The sequence below is a fragment of the Kordiimonas sp. SCSIO 12603 genome, assembly GCF_024398035.1.
Lineage (GTDB): Bacteria > Pseudomonadota > Alphaproteobacteria > Sphingomonadales > Kordiimonadaceae > Kordiimonas.
The window spans coordinates 693,053-711,879 of record NZ_CP073748.1 but is presented as its reverse complement, the minus strand read 5'-3'; the positions used below and the strand labels follow the sequence as shown (position 1 = coordinate 711,879).

Here is an 18,827-nt window from a genome sequence, read left to right as displayed (position 1 = left end):
CAAAAGTTTTTTGCTATTCAATGTAATATTTGAGCATTTCACGCATCTAAACAGGCGCTTTCCTACCGTTCGTGCATAAGGGAGCTAACTATGGTAGGATTTCAGTGTCGAGTGAGTTTCACGGAACTGCAATCTTAAACCGCTAGAGGAGCGATTAGGTAAGAGTAGCTAAACCAGCTTAATCAGCTGTGAAACGACCCGAAGGCACTTTCACAAACTGAACACATTCTATAGCTATATGAGAGTGTAAGGTTATAAAAAAGAAGCCTATCGGCCATGAGAGACTATAAATGCCATACGACGCAGGAACACAGATACCACGCAGAATAGCGCTATTTTCCGGCAATTATAATTATGTGATGGACGGTGCTGCGCGTGCGCTCAATAAACTGGTAGGATATCTTGAAGAACAGGGCATCGAGGTTCTTATCTTCGCACCAACCGCAGATAAACCAGCATTTAAGCATAAAGGCACATTGGTTTCGGTACCGTCGTTTGCAATCCCGGGCAGAAGAAGCGAATACCGTATCAGCCCGTACCTACCGAAAAAGCAGCAAGAAATTCTGGAAAAATTCAATCCAGACATCGTACATCTTTCTGCACCAGATTTGCTTGGGCAATCGGCCCTGCGCTGGGCCCGGAAAAACAAGGTGCCCGCCGTAGCATCCTTCCATACCCGGTTTGACACATATTTCCGTTATTATCACCTCGGCTGGCTTGAAAAATATGTAACATCCTATATGCGCCGTTTTTACCATAAGTGCGAACAGATTTATGTGCCTACAGACGGCATGGTGGAATTGCTGAAATCACAGAATATGGCGAAAGATATTCGTATCTGGAGCCGGGGAATTGACCGAAATCTGTTTCATTATTCAAAACGCAGCGATGATTGGCGCCAGAAAATGGGCCTCTTCGATGATAAAGTAACCGTCGCTTTTGTCGGTCGTCTTGTACTGGAAAAAGGCATTGGGAATTTCGCAGATACACTTAAGGAACTTGAGAAACGCGGCGTGCCACACCAAGCACTTATTGTTGGCGCAGGGCCTGAACGTGAAACTTTCGAGAAAATGCTGCCGAATGCTGTGTTTACTGGCCACCTGAGCGGTGAAGACCTCTCAACCGCTTATGCATGTGCGGATATTTTCTTTAACTCAAGCATCACTGAAACCTTCGGTAATGTTACCCTTGAAGCCATGACCAGTGGCCTGCCATGTGTGTGTGCGAATTCCATCGGGAACGCACACCTGGTAAAAGACGGCGAAAACGGCTTTCTGGTGGAGTACGGCGACATTCAGGGATATGCGGATAAAATCGCTATTCTGATTGAGGATAGAAATCTTCACGCTCGCATGCGGGAAAATGGTATTGAGAAAAGCCGTTCCTTCACATGGGATATTATTCTCAGTGAAGTGATCGGGCATTATCAGCATGTGATGAAAACCTTTAAGGTTTCTGTGTAATTATCCATCAAGTTGACATGAGCTTATGAAACAAGGCCTTATGTCTTGGGGTAAGTACAATTAAGCAGGCACACATCCTATATGGCTAAATTCTTCGATGTATCGAAATTAAAAGATTTGATGCAAAACCCACTGGTGAAGTTATTCCTGCGCGCCATTCAACTTTTAGCCGTGCTTGCGGTGCTATATTATATGCTCGATAAGCTAGGGAAAATTGGCTGGGATGATGTTTGGCAATCTCTCCCAACCACACCGTGGTTTTATATCATGTTCCTCGCTATGTATTTTGCTCTGCCACTTGGCGAATGGCTTGTTTATCAGGAAATATGGGGCAAAGCCGTAAAAGGCCGATTTGATGTCTTCTTGCGAGCACGTATCTATAATCTGGCTATTGTAAGCTATGCTGGCGAAGCCTTCATCGCGCTTTGGGCACACCAAAACCTTGCAAAAAAAGGCCGGGCAGCGGTGTCTGCCGTCAAGGACAGCAATATCCTTTCAGCCCTCGCATCCAACAGTTTTACAGTGATGTTGCTCGCAGCTTTTTTCCTGACCGGGCAGCTTGAAGTACTAACGGATGCAGACCCGGATTACGGATATTATATCGGCTTATCGGTAGCTGTTGGTTTATTCCTTGTACCTATCGTACTGCGTTATCACGCCCGTATCCTCGGCCTGCCGCCTGAGAAAGCAAAGCGGGTATTTTTCATTCATCTCTGCCGGTTGGTTGCCATTCTCTTACTGCAGGCAGGCCAGTGGGCCGTGGTATTCCCAGATGTCCCTTTTGATACGTGGATATTACTGTTGACCGCACAGATGGTGTTAACCCGTGTACCGTTCCTTCCCAACACTGATTTGTTGTTCGCGGGGCTTGGTATCACTCTAATGCATTATGTGGATGGTCCTGCAGCAGCTGTTGCAGGCATGTTCCTCGCTGCAGGTGCTTTGAACCAAATCCTTAATCTTGTATTCTTCATTATCACCAGCTTCACTCAGAAACGCGCAATTCCCCTTGAAACCCAGAGCGCATAAGCGTATCTGGAACCTCATATGCTGAAGCTTCTGCGCGACTGAGGAAGAAAAATGATTGATATAAAAACAAACCGTGAGCTTTTCATTGCAAAAGCCGCAGCGTGGCAGAAAGCAGACCCGCTCTTCACCGTGAAAGATATTATGGGCGCCACCGCCGTGTTCAGCGGTAGCTCAACAGATACCTTCAATGTGCTCGCCTTGGAGCCGAACGCCAAGCGTTCAACCGTTGAAACTGTTGATCATGCCCGCCGCTCGGTATTTGGTGCAGACAACCGCTTTGCTATCTGGAGCTGGGAAGAAGGCCAGCTGGATGATCTGACACCGCTATTGGGGGCCGCAGAAGAAAATCTGGTGATGTCTGCAACCCTTGAAAGCCGAGTACCACAAAAACCAAAAATAGCACTCACTGTAGCTCATGCTACATCCAGTGCTCATCTCGCCGCAGCAGGCACTGTTCTCGCAGAAATCTTCGGTGAAAACGAAGAAGGTTTTATGGTTCAGTCCATCTATATGGCACAGGAAGAAGCAGCCGTTAAAAACCTACCGCTTCAGTATCTGGTTGCCTATGAAGATGGCGGCCCTATCGCCACTGGCAGCTTCCTGCTCACAGGCGATACCGCCTCTATCTTTGATGTAGCGGTGCGTCCTTCCCTTCAGGGTAAAGGTATTGGTTCGGCCATGTTTGAAGCCGTGTTTGATGCAGCAACAGAGGCTGGAGCCAAAAACTTCACCTTGCAGGCGACAGCAGACGGTGCAGGTATCTATGAACGGGCAGGTTTTAAAAAGCTTGGTAGCTGTTGGTGTCTGGACTTTGCTGAGCCCCAGTAAACAACCCTGAACACTTCTTTAAGAAATTTCAGCTACCTTAAATATGGTTAAATTATTTTAAGGGACCTGATTTTTGCTGAATATCTCAAATCAACAGGTCGCCTCAAACACTCGATTTGGGGCGCAAACCCTATATCGCGGTGAAGAAATTCTCGGTAAAAATCGTGCTGCTGATTTCTTTTACAACCACTGGCATGCTCTCAGAAATCAGGGTCTAAGACCTTCAAGAGAAGATATCAAACCCAGAAACATGACCCGATTTCTGGACCGCGTTGTATTGATGGATGTAGTTCCTCAAGAGCCAGATGGCTTCCAGCTGCTGGTGAAACTGATCGGCGGGCACGTTGCTTCCTACTATGGGGAGATTGGCGGCAAGTTCATTGAAAGCATGTCCAATAAAAACGCCGTAAAGCGTATTTACCGCACTTCAGGCTTAGTGATTGAAGAAAAACAGCCCATTCTTGGTGTTACGCCAGGTTTTTGTGAGGACCGTCTGTTTATGGAAGCTCACGCGATATATTCACCTCTGTTTGATGAAAATATGGATGTCATCAAAATACTTGTTTGTGTGGATGTGAAATCAATGAATGTTTGATTCTGCTATCAAGTTTATGATTTTCAAATGGATTTATGAATACGTTCATCAGGCCTGCATAAATGCGTAAATATTTGATTGACCAAACAGTCAGGAATGCAGTAATTTAATCAAAAGCAGCGCCAAATCTGTGCTCAGGTTTCGCGCTGCTTTGTCGTGTCTGGCCCAAGTTTCACAGGCACAATGTGTATTTTAGAGCAGGAAGGAAACCCCGTGGCTCTTAAAGCGTATAAAGCTTCTGTTTTTCACATGACCGCTGACCCAAGCGTGGTCGGTATCGATAACGCACACGAATATTTCGAAGATGGTATGCTCCTTGTGAATGACGGCATCACCGTGCGTGCTGGCAACCGAGCGGATATTGAGAAAACACTTCCTGAAGGTACAGAGATTATTGACCATTCCGGCAATATGATTGTGCCCGGCTTTATTGATACCCACATCCATTTCCCCCAGCTTGATATGATCGCCTCTTTTGGTGAACAACTTCTTGATTGGCTTGAGAAATACACATTCCCGGAAGAAGCAAAGTTTGCCGATATTGAACACGCAGAAGAGTGTGCGGATTTCTTCGTAAACGAGCTGTTGAAGAATGGCACCACAACAGCGCTTGTTTACGGCACCGTGCATAAGGAATCTGCGGACGCGCTGTTTGCAGAAGCTTATAAGCGCAATATGCGCATTGTGGCTGGCAAGGCACTAATGGACCGTAATGTACCTGAAAGCGTGCGTGATACCGCTGAATCTGGTGACAGAGACAGCCGCGAGCTTATCAAAAAGTGGCACGGCAAAGGTCGCCTCGGCTACGCAGTAACACCGCGCTTCGCGCCAGCTTGCTCTGATGACCAGATGGAACGCGCCGGCAAACTGCTTGCTGAATATCCAGATGTATTGATGCACACGCACCTTTCAGAAAATGTTTCTGAAATTGAATGGGTAAAAGAACTGTATCCTGACTGTGATGGATACCTAGATGCCTACGCAAAGTTTGGCCTGCTAACAAACCAATCTGTGTTCGCCCACTGTATTCATCTGGAAGCAGAGGAATGCCAGCGCATGGCGGAGGCCGATGCCTCCATCAGCTTCTGCGCCACTTCTAACCTGTTCCTCGGCAGTGGCCTGTTTGATCTGAAACAGGCAGAGAAATACGGTGTAACCGTCGGTATGGGCACAGATGTTGGTGCTGGTACCAGTTTCTCTCTCCTGCAGACTATGAACGAAGCCTACAAGGTGTGCCACCTGAAGGGGGAAAAGCTTACACCATTCAAGTCCTTCTATCTGGCAACTCTTGGCGGTGCCGAAGCACTGAATATGGCCGATAAAGTGGGTAGCTTTGAAGCGGGCAAAGAAGCTGATTTCCTAGTGCTTGATTTTGCAGGCACCCCGCTTCTGGAGCGCCGCCTTAAAAACTGTCGTGATCTTCACGAAACGCTGTTTGTACTTTCCATGCTTGGGGATGACCGCACCATCGGCCACACCTATGTGGCAGGTGAACTACAGCACACCAAATAGAGCAAGCTAAACGGCAGGGTTTAACTTTGCTGCCGCTTTCCGCCAAGAAGCGAAAGCGCAATACCGCCAAGCACAAGGATGGACGCAATAGTGAAATCCAGCGTCCATATCTCGCCAATAAAGGCGATACCGCCAAGCATGGCGATAAGCGGCACGGTAAGCTGCACAATCGCCGCTACGCTGGTATCAAGTTCCGGCAGCACCCGGTACCACACCACATAACCAAGCCCTGATGTGATAATGCCAGATATAGCGGCAAGCACGGCCCCTTCCATTGCAATAGCGCCCGCATTTGAAGATAGCCACACAAGAAGAGCAACCGGGGTTGTCCACACAAAGCTAGCTGTGGTGGCAATAAGAGCATTCTCGGCTTTTTGCCCTGCGAGCGAATAAAACCCCCAGCCAATACCTGCAAGCACCATCAACCCGGCACCAAACAGGTCCAAACCTCCGGTATCAGGGTTAATCACATAAACCAGCCCGACCATACCAATAAATGCACCGAGCCACTGCAACACACGCGGCCTACTGCCTTTTAAAATAGCGCCAACAAACATAGTGATCTGCACAGTACCAAACAAAAGGAGCGCACCAAAGCCAGCTTCCAAAACCATGTAAGCAAAGGTGAAACCGACACCGTATAGCGCCAACCCACCCACGGACATGGCATTAAACTTGAGCGTTGAAAGGCCTTTAAAAAGCCCTTTCATCTTCAAAAGCAACAACAGAAACAACGCGCCAGATCCAATCCTAATCAGCAGGAAAGCTTCCGGGTTGATGAGTTCTTCTGCAAGAGCCAACCGGTTTAGCACCGAATTGGCGGCGAAAAATATCATGGCTAAAGCTGTTAAAAGAATGATACGCATAAGGTGTGATGTAGCACGGATCACGAAGGCTAAGACTAAATTCTTTGTGTATAAACACTTGGCCAACATTGTGGGGTAATATTTTGAAATCCAAGGAGCAAACAATATACCAAGCTTTTGTAGCCGCCTATGAAGAGCAGGATTGGATATGTTTTTCCGAGCAGATCAAAAACATCTATTCCCTGTATATTGCCGAACACCGCAAACCTTCTGGATTAATGCGGAGGATAGAAGGCTTAGCCAATACACTGGAAGCCTACCCAACCGGCCCAGAACGAAAACATTGGAATATTGAAGCACTGGAAAAACTGGATAAAAAGCTTCAGATCATTATCGAACCTGAAGCCAAACAGTTATATGATCAACGCGCTGAACTAAAAGAGATTATAGGCTTATAGTCACCTGTTCATCGTGGGTCAGTTCGTGCTCCACGCAGTTATCACCTTTCCCTTTCCGGTCGATCACCAGAAAATCGCTCTGGCTATTCAGCGCCAGTGAGAAATGATGCCATGTGCCCGCATGGTAATTCACGCCCTGATCAGCGCTTGCAAGAAACACACGCAGATTCTCTGCTTTAAATTCACCCTTTTCGGCAACCACCACTAAATAAGGCTGATCGCCTATAGGAATAAAAGCTTGTGAGGACAGTGGATGATATTCCATCAACTTTACAATAATGGGCTGCGGCAGAGGTTTGGTGCGGAAAATATTCACGCACACACTGCCTTCTTCCTCGGAGACATCCACATCCGCCAAATTATGAAAACGGGTGGTATTCCCGTAATTGATGGAAAACTGCTCTGCTCCCGCTGATGCCTCAATCACATCACCAAACGGCGCAAATGCTTCTGCGGTAAGCGGTTCTGCTTTGATGGTACGCATCAATCATCCACCTTCATGCCATTTTCAATCCACTTACCTAGAATAGCACGCTCTTCATCGGTCATACCGGTTTCGTTACCAAGCGGCATAATATCTGATTTCACCGCCTGCTCCATAATGCGCGGGCCGTGCTGGATAATAAATTGTGGTTTATCAAGCATCACCCCACCTGGTGCTTCCTCGAAAGATTCGTGGCTTGGATTTGCAGCGTGGCAACTTGCACAGTGTTTTGTCACCAGCATCTGCACTTGGTTGAATGAAGCCTCAACACCCTTAGAAAGGGCCTTTCGTTCGCGGGCTTCCATATCGCTTGCAAACATCATAAGGAGAATAAACACGCCACCAGCCGCAAATGGAAGTGCATAATTGGTCTGACCTCTGTGCTTCAGGTTAAAGAAATGGCGAATAAGCACACCGACAATCGCGAGCCCCGCAAGGATCACCCAGTTATAGGGGTTTGAAAATGTCATGGGATAATGGTTGCTCACCATCATCAGAAGTACAGGCAATGTCATATAGTTGTTATGGAGAGAACGCTGCTTGCCGATCTGGCCAAGGCGCGGGTCTGGGCTTTCACCTGCAATCAGGGAAGCAACCACCTTCTTCTGATTGGGGATAATCACCATAAACACGTTAAAGGCCATGGCGGAGCCAACAATCACCCCAACATGAAGGTATGCTGCACGGTCAGAGAAAACTTGTGTGAGGCCATACGCTGCCGCTGTTAGAAGGCTGAACCAAATGATACCAAGCAACTTATTGTTCTGTCCAACAGGGCTGCGACAAAGACCGTCATAGACCACCCAGCCACCTACGATAGAAGCGAGGCTGATACCGATTGCCTGCCACTGGGTAAGCACCATTTTGCTGTTATCAATAAGGAAAAGTTCAGCACCATAATAGTAAATCACAGCGAGCAGAGCAAAACCGCTCATCCAGGTGAAATAGGCTTCCCACTTGAACCAGTGGAGGTTATCAGGCATCTGTTCAGGCGCTACAGCATACTTCTGTTTGTGGTAAAACCCACCACCATGCACGGACCACAGTTCCCCGGACATACCCTTCTTGGGTTCCTTGGGGTCTTCAAGGTTGTTATCCAGCCATACAAAATAAAAGGATGAACCGATCCAAGCGATACCGGTGATAACATGCAACCAGCGAATGGCCATGTTTAACCAAGGGGCTATATCAAGCTCCATTATACTCTCCCATCGGCATAATGCCGTCTCCCGCGCTACCTGTTGTTGGCTACAGGCTCCTCAAGCGCTTTACTCTAAACACAGGCAGATTAAAGCCTGTTTAATTTTGCCAACGCTTTTCCGCTTTGGTCTTTCGTGGGGAAATGTGCGCCAAAACAAACGCGATACTGGAATATTCATCAACTGTAAGAGCCAGAAAAGGCCAAGACCAGAAAAGGCCAAAAATGGAAAAGGGAGGTGGAAGAGGCAGAGCGCATTGTCCATACACCACTACGAACCGAGTATTTGAGGAGAATTGGGGGCCTCCTACACACTCAAATGGAAACAATCATTATGCGCTTAACAGCATCGCCTAACATACGGAGCTTAGCGTTACTCGAAACTACTCGGAACAAAAATGATCAATGCTTGGGATAGGTTGATCATTTTGCTGCATGCAGCACTATGTTTGTTTCCGCAGACGTACCCTACCTCTTCTCACCTAGGGGGTTCCATCAGTTGGAAGCCTCTATGTATATCTTTCCCTCATTTATGATAATCCCATTATTTCTGTATGTTTTTCAAAAAATATTTGATAATAGAAAAACATGAGTGTTTTCGATGATATGCCGGTGTTTATAGCCGTTTTTGAGAAAGGGAGTTTTTCCCAGGCCGGGCGCAGTTTGCGTATGTCCCCTGCCCTTGTAAGCAGCCGCATTGCTAGGCTTGAGAACCATTTAGGCACGCGCCTTTTTGTGCGTACTACCCGCAAAGTTACAGCAACCGATGCTGGCCGTCGCTATTATGAAGACTGCCTTGATATCATTCGGCGGGTGGAAGAAGCCGAAAGCCGGATCGTAGAAGATGACAGTGCGCCTAAAGGGGTGCTTCGATTAACAGCCGCCTCGGCACTTGGGGACCAGTTCGTCACCAACATGATCCCTGATTTCTCTGCTCGTTATCCTGATATCCGGCTTCAATACCGAATGACAGATGCGCTTGTGGACGTGCTCACTGACGGCATGGATATAGCCCTCAGGGTTGGCCCTCTGGTAGACAGCAGCCTTAAAGCCCGCGTGCTTTGCCCCAGCCCCCGTTATATTTTTGCCTCGCCCGAATATCTTGCGAAACACGGCATCCCCAAGAAACCGCATAATCTGGTAGACCATAACTGCCTGATGCTGCGCTTCCCCGGTTCACGGCAATATCGCTGGCGGTTTATGGACAAGCGCGGATCATACGAAATGCAGTTTGCGGGTACACTTGATAGCAATAGCGGCGCGGTACTGACGGACTGGGCACTGGCTGGCGCTGGCCTCGTTCTGAAACCATATTGGGAAGTGGCAGAACATGTAAAAGCAGGCAGGCTGAAAGCGGTGCTTACCGAGCATATGACCGATGACAGCTATATTGCTGCGCTTTACCCATACGATACATTTGTACCACCGCGCTTGAGGGTATTTCTCGATTATCTGGTAGACAGGGTAAAAGCAGAACCACTGTTTCAGGAAAAGCTTCCTGAAAGTGCCATTGCTTAGTTAATCACTTGCAAAAGCTGTGCGGCAAGCGATGCGGCAATAATCTCAGGCTCTTTTCCAGTAATGCCTGCAATCCCGATCGGACAGGTAAGTCTATGAAGCTCTTCTTCTGTTATTACCCGCTCCCGAAGCAAACGGTTTTCAAAGCGTGCACGCTTTGTTGCAGAGCCAATAAGCCCGCAAAATTTTGCATCCTGCCGCTCAAGAATAGCCTTTGTTAGTTCATAATCCAGTTGGTGGTTATGGGTGAAAATGACAAACAAGGTATTCTCAGGTGCGCTCGCAATAACAGATAAAGGCTCATCTGTAAGACACGGTGTTACATTCGCAGGAACATCGTCCGGAAACTCGGCCGTACGGCTATCCACCCAGGTAATATGAAACGGCAGATCAGCAAGAATTTTCACAGTCGCCCGGCCCACATGCCCGGCACCGAACAGGATAAGAGGAAAACTTTTGCTGGCACTTATTTCAAGAAGATAAGATGCCGCTTTAACGGCACCATCCAGCGGCTCCCCAGTTTCACCATAAAAGGTAAATTCAGTATCCGCTTTCTCTTCCAACCACACTTTGGAAAGCTTTCCACCTTCAAATGTGGTTTTCAACGTGTTGGTTTGTACACCCCGAAGGAACTTGGCGCTTAAACCTTCTATACGCTCAAGAAGAATATCCACACTGCCACCGCAGCACTGCTCAAGAAGCGGCCCAAGCGCATAATTCTGGAAAATATAGTCAGGTCCACCTTCAGCTGCCAGCAGCTTACGAGCCTGCTCAATCACCTGAAATTCAAGGTTACCACCACCAATAGTGCCGATAAGTTCGTTTTCAGAAACCAGCATCTTGGTACCAGCACCGCGCGGCGCGGAACCACGATCAGCGGCCACACTTACGAGCACAAAGCGCCGCTCGCGCGCATAAAGCTCTTGTGCACTCGTAAGCCAGTTTTGCATCAGGGTATCCGTATTCGTTAAGCGCGTTTCTTTACATCAGCCACAGCCATCAGAACTTCTTCAGGCGTTGCAGGTGCATCCATCTTAACAGGTACCCTATAGTCACCTACGCTGGCAACAGCATCAACAAGCGCCATAAACACAGCGTTCGCCAGCATAAAGGGTGGTTCACCCACAGCTTTAGAACGGTGAATGGTGGCTTCAACGTTACGGCCTTTGTTCCAAAGCTCGATATTCAGTTCATCTGGGCGATCAGAACAAGCTGGAACCTTGTAGGTGGACGGCGCGTGTGTACGCAGGCGGCCCGCATCATCAAACACAAGTTCTTCTGTTGTCAGCCAACCCATGCCTTGAATGAAACCACCTTCAATCTGCCCAATATCGATAACCGGGTTCAGTGAACGGCCTGTCTCGTGAAGAATATCCGTACGGAGGACCTTGTTCTCACCGGTAAGGGTGTCAATCATCACTTCTGAAACAGCGGCACCATAACAGAAATAATAAAACGGACGGCCTTTGTGAGAGGCACGATCATATTTGATCTTTGGTGTTTTATAAAAACCTGTTGAAGACATGGAAACACGGCCAAGATACGCTTCCTGCGTAAGCTCATTAAAGGCCATTTCCTTATTTTCAATATAAACCTTATTGTTGCGGAAAGTGATACGGTCTTTCGGACAACCATATTTTTCCGCCGCAAAATCAATGAGGCGTGCCTTAATTTTGCGCGCAGCATCAAGAGCAGCCATACCGTTCAGATCAGAACCTGAGGAAGCCGCAGTTGCTGATGTGTTTGGCACTTTCGCAGTCGTAGTGGCAGTGATTTTCACATGGTCCACATCAATCTGGAATTCTTCCGCCACGACCTGCGCTACCTTGGTAAACAAGCCTTGGCCCATCTCTGTGCCGCCGTGGTTCAGATGCACACTACCATCCGCATAAATATGCACAAGTGCACCAGCCTGATTGAGGTGTGTCGTCGTGAAACTGATACCAAACTTCACCGGCGTGATGGAAATACCCTTTTTCAGATATTTGCTGCTGGCATTAAACGCACGAATTTTATCACGGCGTTTGCGGTATTCTGATGTCTCTGCGAGCGTTTCCATGACCTCAGCAGCGACGTTATCTTCCACCTTCATGCCGTATGGTGTGGTATCACGCTCACCTTCGCCGTAGAGGTTCAGCATCCGCACATCTAGTGGGTCTTTCCCGATCTCGCGGGCTACATCTTCAATCACGCGTTCAATACCGATCATGCCCTGCGGGCCACCAAAGCCGCGGAAAGCAGTATTGGAAACCGTATGAGTTTTATAGCGGTGTGACCGGATCGCTACATCAGATAGGAAATAACAGTTATCCGCATGGAACATGGCACGATCATTAATCGCAGGCGACAGGTCAGTCGAACGGCCACAACGGGATGCCATCTCGATTTCAATACCCGTAATCCGGCCATCATCATCATAGCCAACATCATAGCTATATTTGAAGTCATGGCGCTTGCCTGTCATCACCATATCATCATCGCGGTCCAGGCGCAGTTTCACCGGGCGCTGTGTTTTCACCGCAGCAAGTGAAGACATAGCCGCAAACATCGCAGGATGCGTTTCCTTACCGCCAAAGCCGCCGCCCATACGGCGTACCTCAATGGTTACCGCATTGGTTGGGCGTCCGAGTACATGAGCCACAAGATGCTGTACTTCGCTTGGATGCTGTGTGCTTGAAAGCACGTGCACGTCGCCATCTTCCTGTGGTGTCGCGAACGCGATTTGGCCTTCAAGATAGAAGTGATCCTGCCCGCCAATATAGAAACTGCCCTGAAGACGGTTCTTTGATGCGGCGAGGGCTTTTTCAGCTTCGCCTTGCGCCATCAACTGGCTGTCCTCAATCTTCAGATCTGCTGCTTCGGCTTCATCAATGTTCAGATAATGCGGTTTCTCGTCATACGAAACTTTCGCCAGCTTTGCAGCCGCGATTGCTTCCTCAAGGCTATTTGCAGCCACCGCAAAAATCGGCTGGCCAATATATTCTACAAGCCCTGTGGAAAAGAGCGGATCATCCCCCGCAAACGGGCTTACATCATTATGGCCAGGAATATCATCGGCCGTAAGAACAACAGCTACACCTTGCGCCGCACGAACGGCGGAAAGGTCCATCTCAGTAATTTCCGCATGTGCCTTTTCAGACATGGCAACATACATATGCAGCATGTTTTTTGGCTCTGCTACATCGTCGATATACACGGCAGTACCAGCTACATGCTTATGCGCACTATCGTGACGCAAATCTTTGTGTACAGCACCTTTAATTTCAGAAAGAGACGGATTAGACATTGGCCATCTCCTGCCTTAGAGCAAGGCGGGTATCCGCATCGCTGGTAAGCTCAACAAATACTTTCATCAACAGGTTTTGCGCCGATAACATGCGGTAATCCTTCGAGGCACGCATATCTGTAAGCGGGCTGAAATCATTTGCCATCGCTTCCATAGCTGCTTCCACATTTTCTTCTGTGAAGGCTTTGCCAACCAATGCGCTTTCTGCATTTGCAGCGCGTTTTGGTGTTGCTGCCATACCGCCATATGCGAAGCGCGCTTCTTTCACAGTTTCACCCTCAAGAGCGATAGAGAATGCTGCGCACACGGCAGAGATATCCTGGTCAAAACGCTTGGATAATTTGTAAGAACGGAATGCCGTATCTGCCGCCGGTTTCGGCACAATTACTTTGGCAACAAATTCACCTGCTGCACGGTCTTGCTTACCGTAATCAATGAAGAAATCTTCAAGATCGATAGTGCGTTCTTCGTGCCCTTTACGGAGCACAAGCTTAGCACCAAGCGCAATAAGCGCTGGCGGTGTATCACCAATCGGGGAACCGTTCGCGATATTACCACCAATGGTGCCGCTATTGCGGATTTGCGTGGAACCGATACGGCGGATCAATTCGCCAAAATCAGGATAGAGGCCTGCAAGCAGTTCCATGGCATCCGTGTAGGTAACACCCGCGCCAATCTCAACACTATCCGCAGTTTCGGTAATTTCTTTCAGTTCAGCCACATCACCCAGATAAATCACTGTCGCCAGCTCTTTATGCATTTTGGTAACCCAAAGGCCAACGTCTGTACCGCCCGCAAGGAAGGTAGCATCCGGGTTCTGTTCTGCAACAGCTGCAAGCGTATCTACATTCACGGGTGCGAAATAGCGTTTTTCATTCCCTGTCAGCTTGCTTTTCGCTGAGATATAAAGCGTATCATCCCGCTTAATACCTTCAAGGGCCGCTACTTGCTCCTGCATATCAGGCAGTTCATCAGCGCCCAGTTCAAACATGCGGTTCGCCGCATCAATGATAGGGCCATAGCCCGTGCAGCGGCAAAGGTTACCCGCAAGTGCATCTTCGATACGGTCTTTCGTTGGGTTAGGGCCTTCGAGGTACAGCGCGTAAAGCGACATCACAAAACCCGGTGTACAGAAACCGCACTGCGAACCATGAGTTTCAACAAGTGCTTCCTGAACAGGATGCAAGCCACCCGATTTTGATTTCAGGCTTTCCACGGTCAGCAGTTCTTTACCGTCGAGTGTGGGCAGGAAGATAATGCAGGCATTCACCGCTTTATATTCCACACGGCCACCCCTGAGTTCACCAACAACCACCGTACAAGCGCCGCAATCACCTTCGGCACATCCTTCTTTGGTACCGGTGCGCGCCATATCGTAACGCAGATAATTCAATAATGTGGCCGTTGGGTCTGGGCTATGGATTTCATGAACCCGTCCGTCCAGCAGAAACCGAACAGTACCTGACATATAAAATACTCCTAATTCCCTGAAAGCGGTTGCTCCGGCTAGCTGCCTCTGTAGGTGCTGTAGCCGTATGGGGAAATCAACAAGGGCACGTGATAATGTGCATCCACATCCGCTATACCAAAACGGATAGGCACCACGTCTAGAAAGGCTGGCTCCGCCAGCTCTGTACCACGAGCCCGAAAATAACTACCTGCCTCAAACTCTAGCAGATATTCACCAGTTTTGAAATCATCCCCATCAAGAAGCGGGCTATCAACACGGCCATCATCATTTGTGGCAGCGGATTTCAACAGACGGCGTTCTTCACCCTTCAAAGCATATAGCTTGATTTTAATGCCTTCTCCCGGACAGCCATTTGCAGTGTCCAGTACATGGGTGGTTAAACGTCCCATCTTATCCTCTCTTTACGGGGTATGGTCTTCCTCAATTCTGATACCGTACTGATGATTGACGAATTGTAAAGTATATTATCAACATTAATGCCATTAAATTGTTGACAATTTGGTGACAGCGGCAAAAAATCTAGGCTGTATTCAATGTGCTACATGCCAAACGACAGGGGATAGGTCATGGCAAACACCACAGCACTAACGGAAGAAGACGTGTGCCAGCGTATCAGGGATAGTATCCTTGAGCAGCGTATTGCGCCTGGCACAAAACTCACTGAAGAATCACTGTGCGGCATATTTGGGGTAAGCCGTACGACAATCAGAAGGGTTTTCCTCCTGCTTAGTAAAGACAACATCATCAGGCTTGAACGCAACAAAGGTGCGACAATTGCCGCGCCAACAGTTGAAGAAGCGCATCAGGTTTTCGAAGCAAGGCGCGCAACGGAAAAAGCGCTTTTGCGCCGTGCCACCGAGCGCGTGCAACCTCAGGATATCGCACGTCTACGTGCGCACCTTGAGGAAGAACAAACCGCACTCAACGAAGCAGATCTCGCCGCATGGATCAGGCTTTCAGGAGAGTTTCATATCAAACTTGCGCATATTGCGCGCAATGAACCTATGTGCACTTTCCTTCAGCAGCTGGTGTTTCAAAGCTCTTTGATTATATCGCAGTACGGCACAGCGGGCGCGCCATCAAGCTGTAAGGGTGGAGAACATGAACGCCTTGTTGATGCGCTTGAACACCAAGACGCAGAAACAGCACAAACCATTATGGCAGAACATTTGCGCGGCATTGAAAGCCAGCTTTCTTTCGAAACCGAAGAATCCGGACAAGACCTGCACGCGATCTTTGCTGCCGCCAGTTAAGGATTAATAATGACAGAGCAAGCATACCCACGGGATATGATCGGCTATGGCCCCAAGCCCCCTCACGCCAACTGGCCGGGCGGCGCCAAAATAGCTGTCCAGGTGGTGATGAATTATGAGGAAGGCGGTGAAAACTGTGTGTTGCACGGTGACCCAGCCGCCGAAACTTTTCTGTCAGAGATTGTAAGTGCGCCTCATGTGGAAGATCGCCACATGAGTATGGAATCTATCTATGAATACGGTAGCCGCGCGGGTGTTTGGCGGCTGCTGAGGCTCTTTGAAAAATACGATATTCCGGTAACGGTTTTCGCAGTTGCTATGGCACTTCAGCGACACCCAGAAGTAGCCAAGGCATGCATGGATGCAGGACATGAAATTTGTAGCCACGGCCTACGCTGGATCAACTACCAGAATGTAGATATTGAAACCGAACGCCAGCATATGCAGGACGCCATCAAGATCATTCAGGATATCACTGGCGAGCGGCCACTTGGCTGGTATACGGGCCGTACAAGCCCCAACACGGGCAAACTGGTAGCAGAGGAAGGTAGTTTCCTTTATGACGCGGATGATTATAGTGATGACCTTCCCTTCTGGAAAACGGTGGATGGTAGGCCGCAACTGGTTGTGCCCTATACGCTTGATGTAAATGACATGCGTTTCGCAGCGGTTCAGGGTTTTAACGCTGGTGACCAGTTCTTTAACTATCTGAAAGATGCCTTCGATACACTGTATGAAGAAGGCGAAACCAGTCCCAAGATGATGTCGGTTGGGCTTCACTGCCGCCTTATTGGCAGACCGGGGCGCATCAAAGCGCTCGAACGTTTCTTTGAATATGCGCGCTCCCATAAAGACGCATGGTTCTGCCGCCGCATTGACATTGCCAAACACTGGCATGCTGAACACCCTTATAAGGGAGAGAAATAATGCCCTTCATGAAACAAAGGCCAAGCGAGATTTCTGAAACCGAATTTATGGTGACATATGGTGTGATTTACGAACATTCACCATGGATTGCCAAAGGTGCGTGGGAAGCGAAAGACTCTGGAAACCTCGACACACTTCAAGGCCTTCATAACGCCATGAAGAAGGCTGTCGCAGATGGTAGTGATGAAGCCAAAATGCGGCTTATCTGTGCCCACCCGGATCTGGCAGGCAAGCTGGCAATTAGCGGCGAATTGACCGAAGAATCGAAATCTGAGCAGGCTGGCGCAGGGCTTGATCGCTGTACACCAGAAGAATTTGAAGAATTCCAATCCTTGAATGCTGTTTATAAAACCAAATTCGGATTCCCGTTTATTGTGGCCGTGAAAGGCATGGACCGTACAGAAATTCTGGCCCACTTCAGAGCCCGTATCAATAACGATAGGGAAACAGAGTTCGCCACAGCACTTGAACAAATTGACCGCATTGCCTTCTTCAGGCTTTCAGACCTAGCGGAATAAAGGACACCAACATGACAGACCACAGCTTTACGCGCTTTATCAATATGGCGTCCCCGCGCTTGGGTGCAGAAGTAATATTCGCCACTGATGATTTTTTTGCTGATAAAAGCCGCCTGATCAAAGACGAAGAAGCGGTTTTCATCCCCGGCAAATATGATGATAACGGCAAATGGATGGACGGATGGGAAAGCCGCCGCAAACGCGGACAAGGTTTTGATCACTGCATCCTGAAACTGGGACAAGCCGGCATTATCAAAGGCCTGGATATTGATACCAGCCATTTCACTGGCAACTTCCCCCCGGCTGCTTCAGTTGAAGCCTGTTTCAGCAATGCAGATACACCCGGAGAAGAAGCTGAATGGATTGAGATTGTACCGTCAATGAATCTAAACGGCGACAGCCACCATCTGGTTGCTGTAGAGAATGATACACCCTTCACGCACTTACGCCTGAATATCTACCCTGATGGCGGCGTTGCTCGTCTGCGTGTGTATGGCGAATTCTACAAGGTTTGGCAGGAAAGCGATTACGGCAAGGAAATGGACCTGCTCGCCATGGAAAATGGTGGCCGCCCAATCATTGCCAATAACGAGCATTTTGGCGTGCTTTCAAACATCATGCAGCCTGGTAAAGGCATTAATATGGGCGATGGTTGGGAAACACGACGCCGCCGGGAGCCAGGGAATGATTGGGCGATTGTTGCCCTTGGTCATGCAGGAGAAATTAACCGCATTCTTGTAGATACAGCCTATTTCAAAGGGAACTTCCCTGAAAGCATCAGTCTGCAGGCAGCACGCGTAGCGGGCGGCACAGATGATAGCCTACCGGTTCAAAGCCAGTTCTGGGAAGAACTGATGCCGCGCCAGAAACTTACCGCTGATGCTGAACACACTTTCGAGAGCGAGCTGAATAAGCTTGGCTCTATCAGCCATGTTCGAATTAATATCTATCCAGATGGCGGTATCAGCCGTCTCCGTTTGTTTGGAACTTTAGATAAAGAATAAGATTAATGAGCAAATTCCTAACCGCTGGCCTTCTGGGATTATTCCTTATGCTGACACCTACAGTGCAGGCGGATGATAAAGATATTATCCGCGGAAAGATGCAAGCCTGGCTCGATGCCTATAACACCAAAGATATTGGTGCTCTTATGGCTTTATATGGTGACCGTATCTATTATGCTAATAACGGCAGTGATCTGGTAACATCTATAGAGCAAATCCGAGCTAACTATGGCGCACAGTTCAAGGCTGGAGGCGGTGCAACCGTTGAATTTTCAGAGGAATTGGTAACTGTAGGGGAAAAGCTTGCGCATATCGCAGGAAAATATCGTGTGAATATCCCGCAAGGAGACGGTAAAGCACAGAGCTTTTACGGCAGGGTTTTATTGATCTTTGAAAAACAGGCTGATGAGTGGAAGCTGGTAGTTGATTTTGATAATCAGGGCAAAGACCTGTCAGCAGAAAACTTCCACTAACAGG

Annotated in this window: 19 protein-coding genes; 12 read left to right on the top strand and 7 right to left on the bottom strand. The window is 48.5% G+C overall.

Features of this window, described 5'->3' with window-relative positions:
* The first annotated feature begins 290 nt into the window (after positions 1–290).
* The 5 genes from KFE96_RS03275 to guaD all read left to right on the top strand — a co-directional run bounded on the left by KFE96_RS03275 (position 291) and on the right by guaD (position 5,427).
* On the top strand, positions 291–1,463 hold the full coding sequence (locus tag KFE96_RS03275; RefSeq protein ID WP_255834581.1) for a glycosyltransferase family 1 protein: 1,173 nt from the start codon (positions 291–293) through the stop codon (positions 1,461–1,463).
* Between the two features lie 81 nt (positions 1,464–1,544).
* Positions 1,545–2,492, top strand: a complete 948-nt coding sequence (locus KFE96_RS03270; protein WP_255834580.1) for a hypothetical protein — start codon at positions 1,545–1,547, stop codon at positions 2,490–2,492.
* 51 nt (positions 2,493–2,543) lie between these two features.
* Positions 2,544–3,320, top strand: coding sequence for a GNAT family N-acetyltransferase (locus KFE96_RS03265; protein WP_255834579.1), 777 nt, complete (start codon positions 2,544–2,546; stop codon positions 3,318–3,320).
* Positions 3,321–3,393: 73 nt separating this feature from the next.
* Positions 3,394–3,915, top strand: coding sequence for a PAS domain-containing protein (locus tag KFE96_RS03260; protein ID WP_255834578.1), 522 nt, complete (start codon positions 3,394–3,396; stop codon positions 3,913–3,915).
* A gap of 213 nt (positions 3,916–4,128) precedes the next feature.
* Positions 4,129–5,427 carry a guanine deaminase gene (guaD, locus tag KFE96_RS03255; protein ID WP_255834577.1) on the top strand — a complete coding sequence of 433 codons (1,299 nt, stop codon included), beginning with the start codon at positions 4,129–4,131 and terminating at the stop codon, positions 5,425–5,427.
* Between the two features lie 20 nt (positions 5,428–5,447).
* Here the strand turns inward: guaD and KFE96_RS03250 are convergent, their stop codons facing one another.
* Positions 5,448–6,293: a DMT family transporter gene (locus tag KFE96_RS03250; RefSeq protein ID WP_255834576.1), complete on the bottom strand. Its 846-nt coding sequence runs from the start codon at positions 6,291–6,293 to the stop codon at positions 5,448–5,450.
* Positions 6,294–6,376: 83 nt separating this feature from the next.
* On the opposite strand from KFE96_RS03250, the gene KFE96_RS03245 reads away from it, so the two are divergent.
* Entirely contained in the window at positions 6,377–6,691 is a 315-nt protein-coding gene (locus tag KFE96_RS03245; RefSeq protein WP_255834575.1) for a hypothetical protein, read from the top strand.
* On the opposite strand, the gene KFE96_RS03240 is transcribed toward KFE96_RS03245, so the two are convergent.
* Positions 6,678–7,175 carry an ureidoglycolate lyase gene (locus KFE96_RS03240; protein WP_255834574.1) on the bottom strand — a complete coding sequence of 166 codons (498 nt, stop codon included), beginning with the start codon at positions 7,173–7,175 and terminating at the stop codon, positions 6,678–6,680. The two genes, KFE96_RS03245 and KFE96_RS03240, sit on opposite strands and share 14 nt — an antisense overlap.
* Entirely contained in the window at positions 7,175–8,374 is a 1,200-nt protein-coding gene (locus KFE96_RS03235; protein ID WP_255834573.1) for a urate hydroxylase PuuD, read from the bottom strand. Before KFE96_RS03235 ends, KFE96_RS03240 begins: the two co-directional genes overlap by 1 nt.
* Positions 8,375–8,961: 587 nt before the next feature.
* Between KFE96_RS03235 and KFE96_RS03230 the strand changes: the two genes are divergently transcribed.
* Complete coding sequence (locus KFE96_RS03230) at positions 8,962–9,891, top strand: LysR family transcriptional regulator (protein WP_255834572.1); 930 nt, start codon at positions 8,962–8,964, stop codon at positions 9,889–9,891.
* Here KFE96_RS03230 and xdhC read toward each other — a convergent pair.
* The 4 genes from xdhC to uraH are packed head-to-tail and all read right to left on the bottom strand — an operon-like array spanning position 9,888 to position 15,037.
* A complete protein-coding gene (gene xdhC / locus KFE96_RS03225; protein ID WP_255834571.1) occupies positions 9,888–10,841 on the bottom strand; it encodes a xanthine dehydrogenase accessory protein XdhC in 954 nt (317 codons plus the stop codon). The two genes, KFE96_RS03230 and xdhC, sit on opposite strands and share 4 nt — an antisense overlap.
* 17 nt (positions 10,842–10,858) lie before the next feature.
* On the bottom strand, positions 10,859–13,177 hold the full coding sequence (gene xdhB / locus KFE96_RS03220) for a xanthine dehydrogenase molybdopterin binding subunit (protein WP_255834570.1): 2,319 nt from the start codon (positions 13,175–13,177) through the stop codon (positions 10,859–10,861).
* Positions 13,170–14,645, bottom strand: a complete 1,476-nt coding sequence (xdhA, locus tag KFE96_RS03215) for a xanthine dehydrogenase small subunit (protein WP_255834569.1) — start codon at positions 14,643–14,645, stop codon at positions 13,170–13,172. Before xdhA ends, xdhB begins: the two co-directional genes overlap by 8 nt.
* Before the next feature lie 38 nt (positions 14,646–14,683).
* The gene (uraH, locus tag KFE96_RS03210) at positions 14,684–15,037 is read right to left on the bottom strand and encodes a hydroxyisourate hydrolase (RefSeq protein WP_247021016.1); all 354 of its coding nucleotides are present in this window, start codon (positions 15,035–15,037) and stop codon (positions 14,684–14,686) included.
* A 177-nt stretch (positions 15,038–15,214) separates the two neighbouring features.
* Between uraH and KFE96_RS03205 the strand changes: the two genes are divergently transcribed.
* The 5 genes from KFE96_RS03205 to KFE96_RS03185 are packed head-to-tail and all read left to right on the top strand — an operon-like array spanning position 15,215 to position 18,823.
* Positions 15,215–15,901, top strand: coding sequence for a GntR family transcriptional regulator (locus KFE96_RS03205; protein WP_255834568.1), 687 nt, complete (start codon positions 15,215–15,217; stop codon positions 15,899–15,901).
* A gap of 9 nt (positions 15,902–15,910) precedes the next feature.
* On the top strand, positions 15,911–16,828 hold the full coding sequence (gene puuE, locus KFE96_RS03200) for an allantoinase PuuE (RefSeq protein ID WP_255834567.1): 918 nt from the start codon (positions 15,911–15,913) through the stop codon (positions 16,826–16,828).
* Positions 16,828–17,346 carry a 2-oxo-4-hydroxy-4-carboxy-5-ureidoimidazoline decarboxylase gene (gene uraD / locus KFE96_RS03195; protein ID WP_255834566.1) on the top strand — a complete coding sequence of 173 codons (519 nt, stop codon included), beginning with the start codon at positions 16,828–16,830 and terminating at the stop codon, positions 17,344–17,346. The genes puuE and uraD overlap by 1 nt, the downstream gene beginning before the upstream one ends.
* An 11-nt stretch (positions 17,347–17,357) precedes the next feature.
* Positions 17,358–18,350 carry an allantoicase gene (alc, locus tag KFE96_RS03190; RefSeq protein ID WP_255834565.1) on the top strand — a complete coding sequence of 331 codons (993 nt, stop codon included), beginning with the start codon at positions 17,358–17,360 and terminating at the stop codon, positions 18,348–18,350.
* A 5-nt stretch (positions 18,351–18,355) separates the two neighbouring features.
* Positions 18,356–18,823 (top strand): nuclear transport factor 2 family protein, encoded by a 468-nt coding sequence (locus KFE96_RS03185; protein ID WP_255834564.1) that lies wholly within the window; start codon positions 18,356–18,358, stop codon positions 18,821–18,823.
* Positions 18,824–18,827: the final 4 nt, after the last annotated feature.

Coding starts and splice junctions, on each gene's coding strand:
- KFE96_RS03275 (WP_255834581.1), top strand. CDS start 291: ATGCCATACGACGCAGGAACACAGATACCACGCAGAATAGCGCTATTT.
- KFE96_RS03270 (WP_255834580.1), top strand. CDS start 1,545: ATGGCTAAATTCTTCGATGTATCGAAATTAAAAGATTTGATGCAAAAC.
- KFE96_RS03265 (WP_255834579.1), top strand. CDS start 2,544: ATGATTGATATAAAAACAAACCGTGAGCTTTTCATTGCAAAAGCCGCA.
- KFE96_RS03250 (WP_255834576.1), bottom strand. CDS start 6,293: ATGCGTATCATTCTTTTAACAGCTTTAGCCATGATATTTTTCGCCGCC.
- KFE96_RS03240 (WP_255834574.1), bottom strand. CDS start 7,175: ATGCGTACCATCAAAGCAGAACCGCTTACCGCAGAAGCATTTGCGCCG.
- KFE96_RS03235 (WP_255834573.1), bottom strand. CDS start 8,374: ATGGAGCTTGATATAGCCCCTTGGTTAAACATGGCCATTCGCTGGTTG.
- KFE96_RS03230 (WP_255834572.1), top strand. CDS start 8,962: ATGAGTGTTTTCGATGATATGCCGGTGTTTATAGCCGTTTTTGAGAAA.
- xdhC (WP_255834571.1), bottom strand. CDS start 10,841: ATGCAAAACTGGCTTACGAGTGCACAAGAGCTTTATGCGCGCGAGCGG.
- xdhB (WP_255834570.1), bottom strand. CDS start 13,177: ATGTCTAATCCGTCTCTTTCTGAAATTAAAGGTGCTGTACACAAAGAT.
- xdhA (WP_255834569.1), bottom strand. CDS start 14,645: ATGTCAGGTACTGTTCGGTTTCTGCTGGACGGACGGGTTCATGAAATC.
- uraH (WP_247021016.1), bottom strand. CDS start 15,037: ATGGGACGTTTAACCACCCATGTACTGGACACTGCAAATGGCTGTCCG.
- KFE96_RS03205 (WP_255834568.1), top strand. CDS start 15,215: ATGGCAAACACCACAGCACTAACGGAAGAAGACGTGTGCCAGCGTATC.
- puuE (WP_255834567.1), top strand. CDS start 15,911: ATGACAGAGCAAGCATACCCACGGGATATGATCGGCTATGGCCCCAAG.
- uraD (WP_255834566.1), top strand. CDS start 16,828: ATGCCCTTCATGAAACAAAGGCCAAGCGAGATTTCTGAAACCGAATTT.
- alc (WP_255834565.1), top strand. CDS start 17,358: ATGACAGACCACAGCTTTACGCGCTTTATCAATATGGCGTCCCCGCGC.
- KFE96_RS03185 (WP_255834564.1), top strand. CDS start 18,356: ATGAGCAAATTCCTAACCGCTGGCCTTCTGGGATTATTCCTTATGCTG.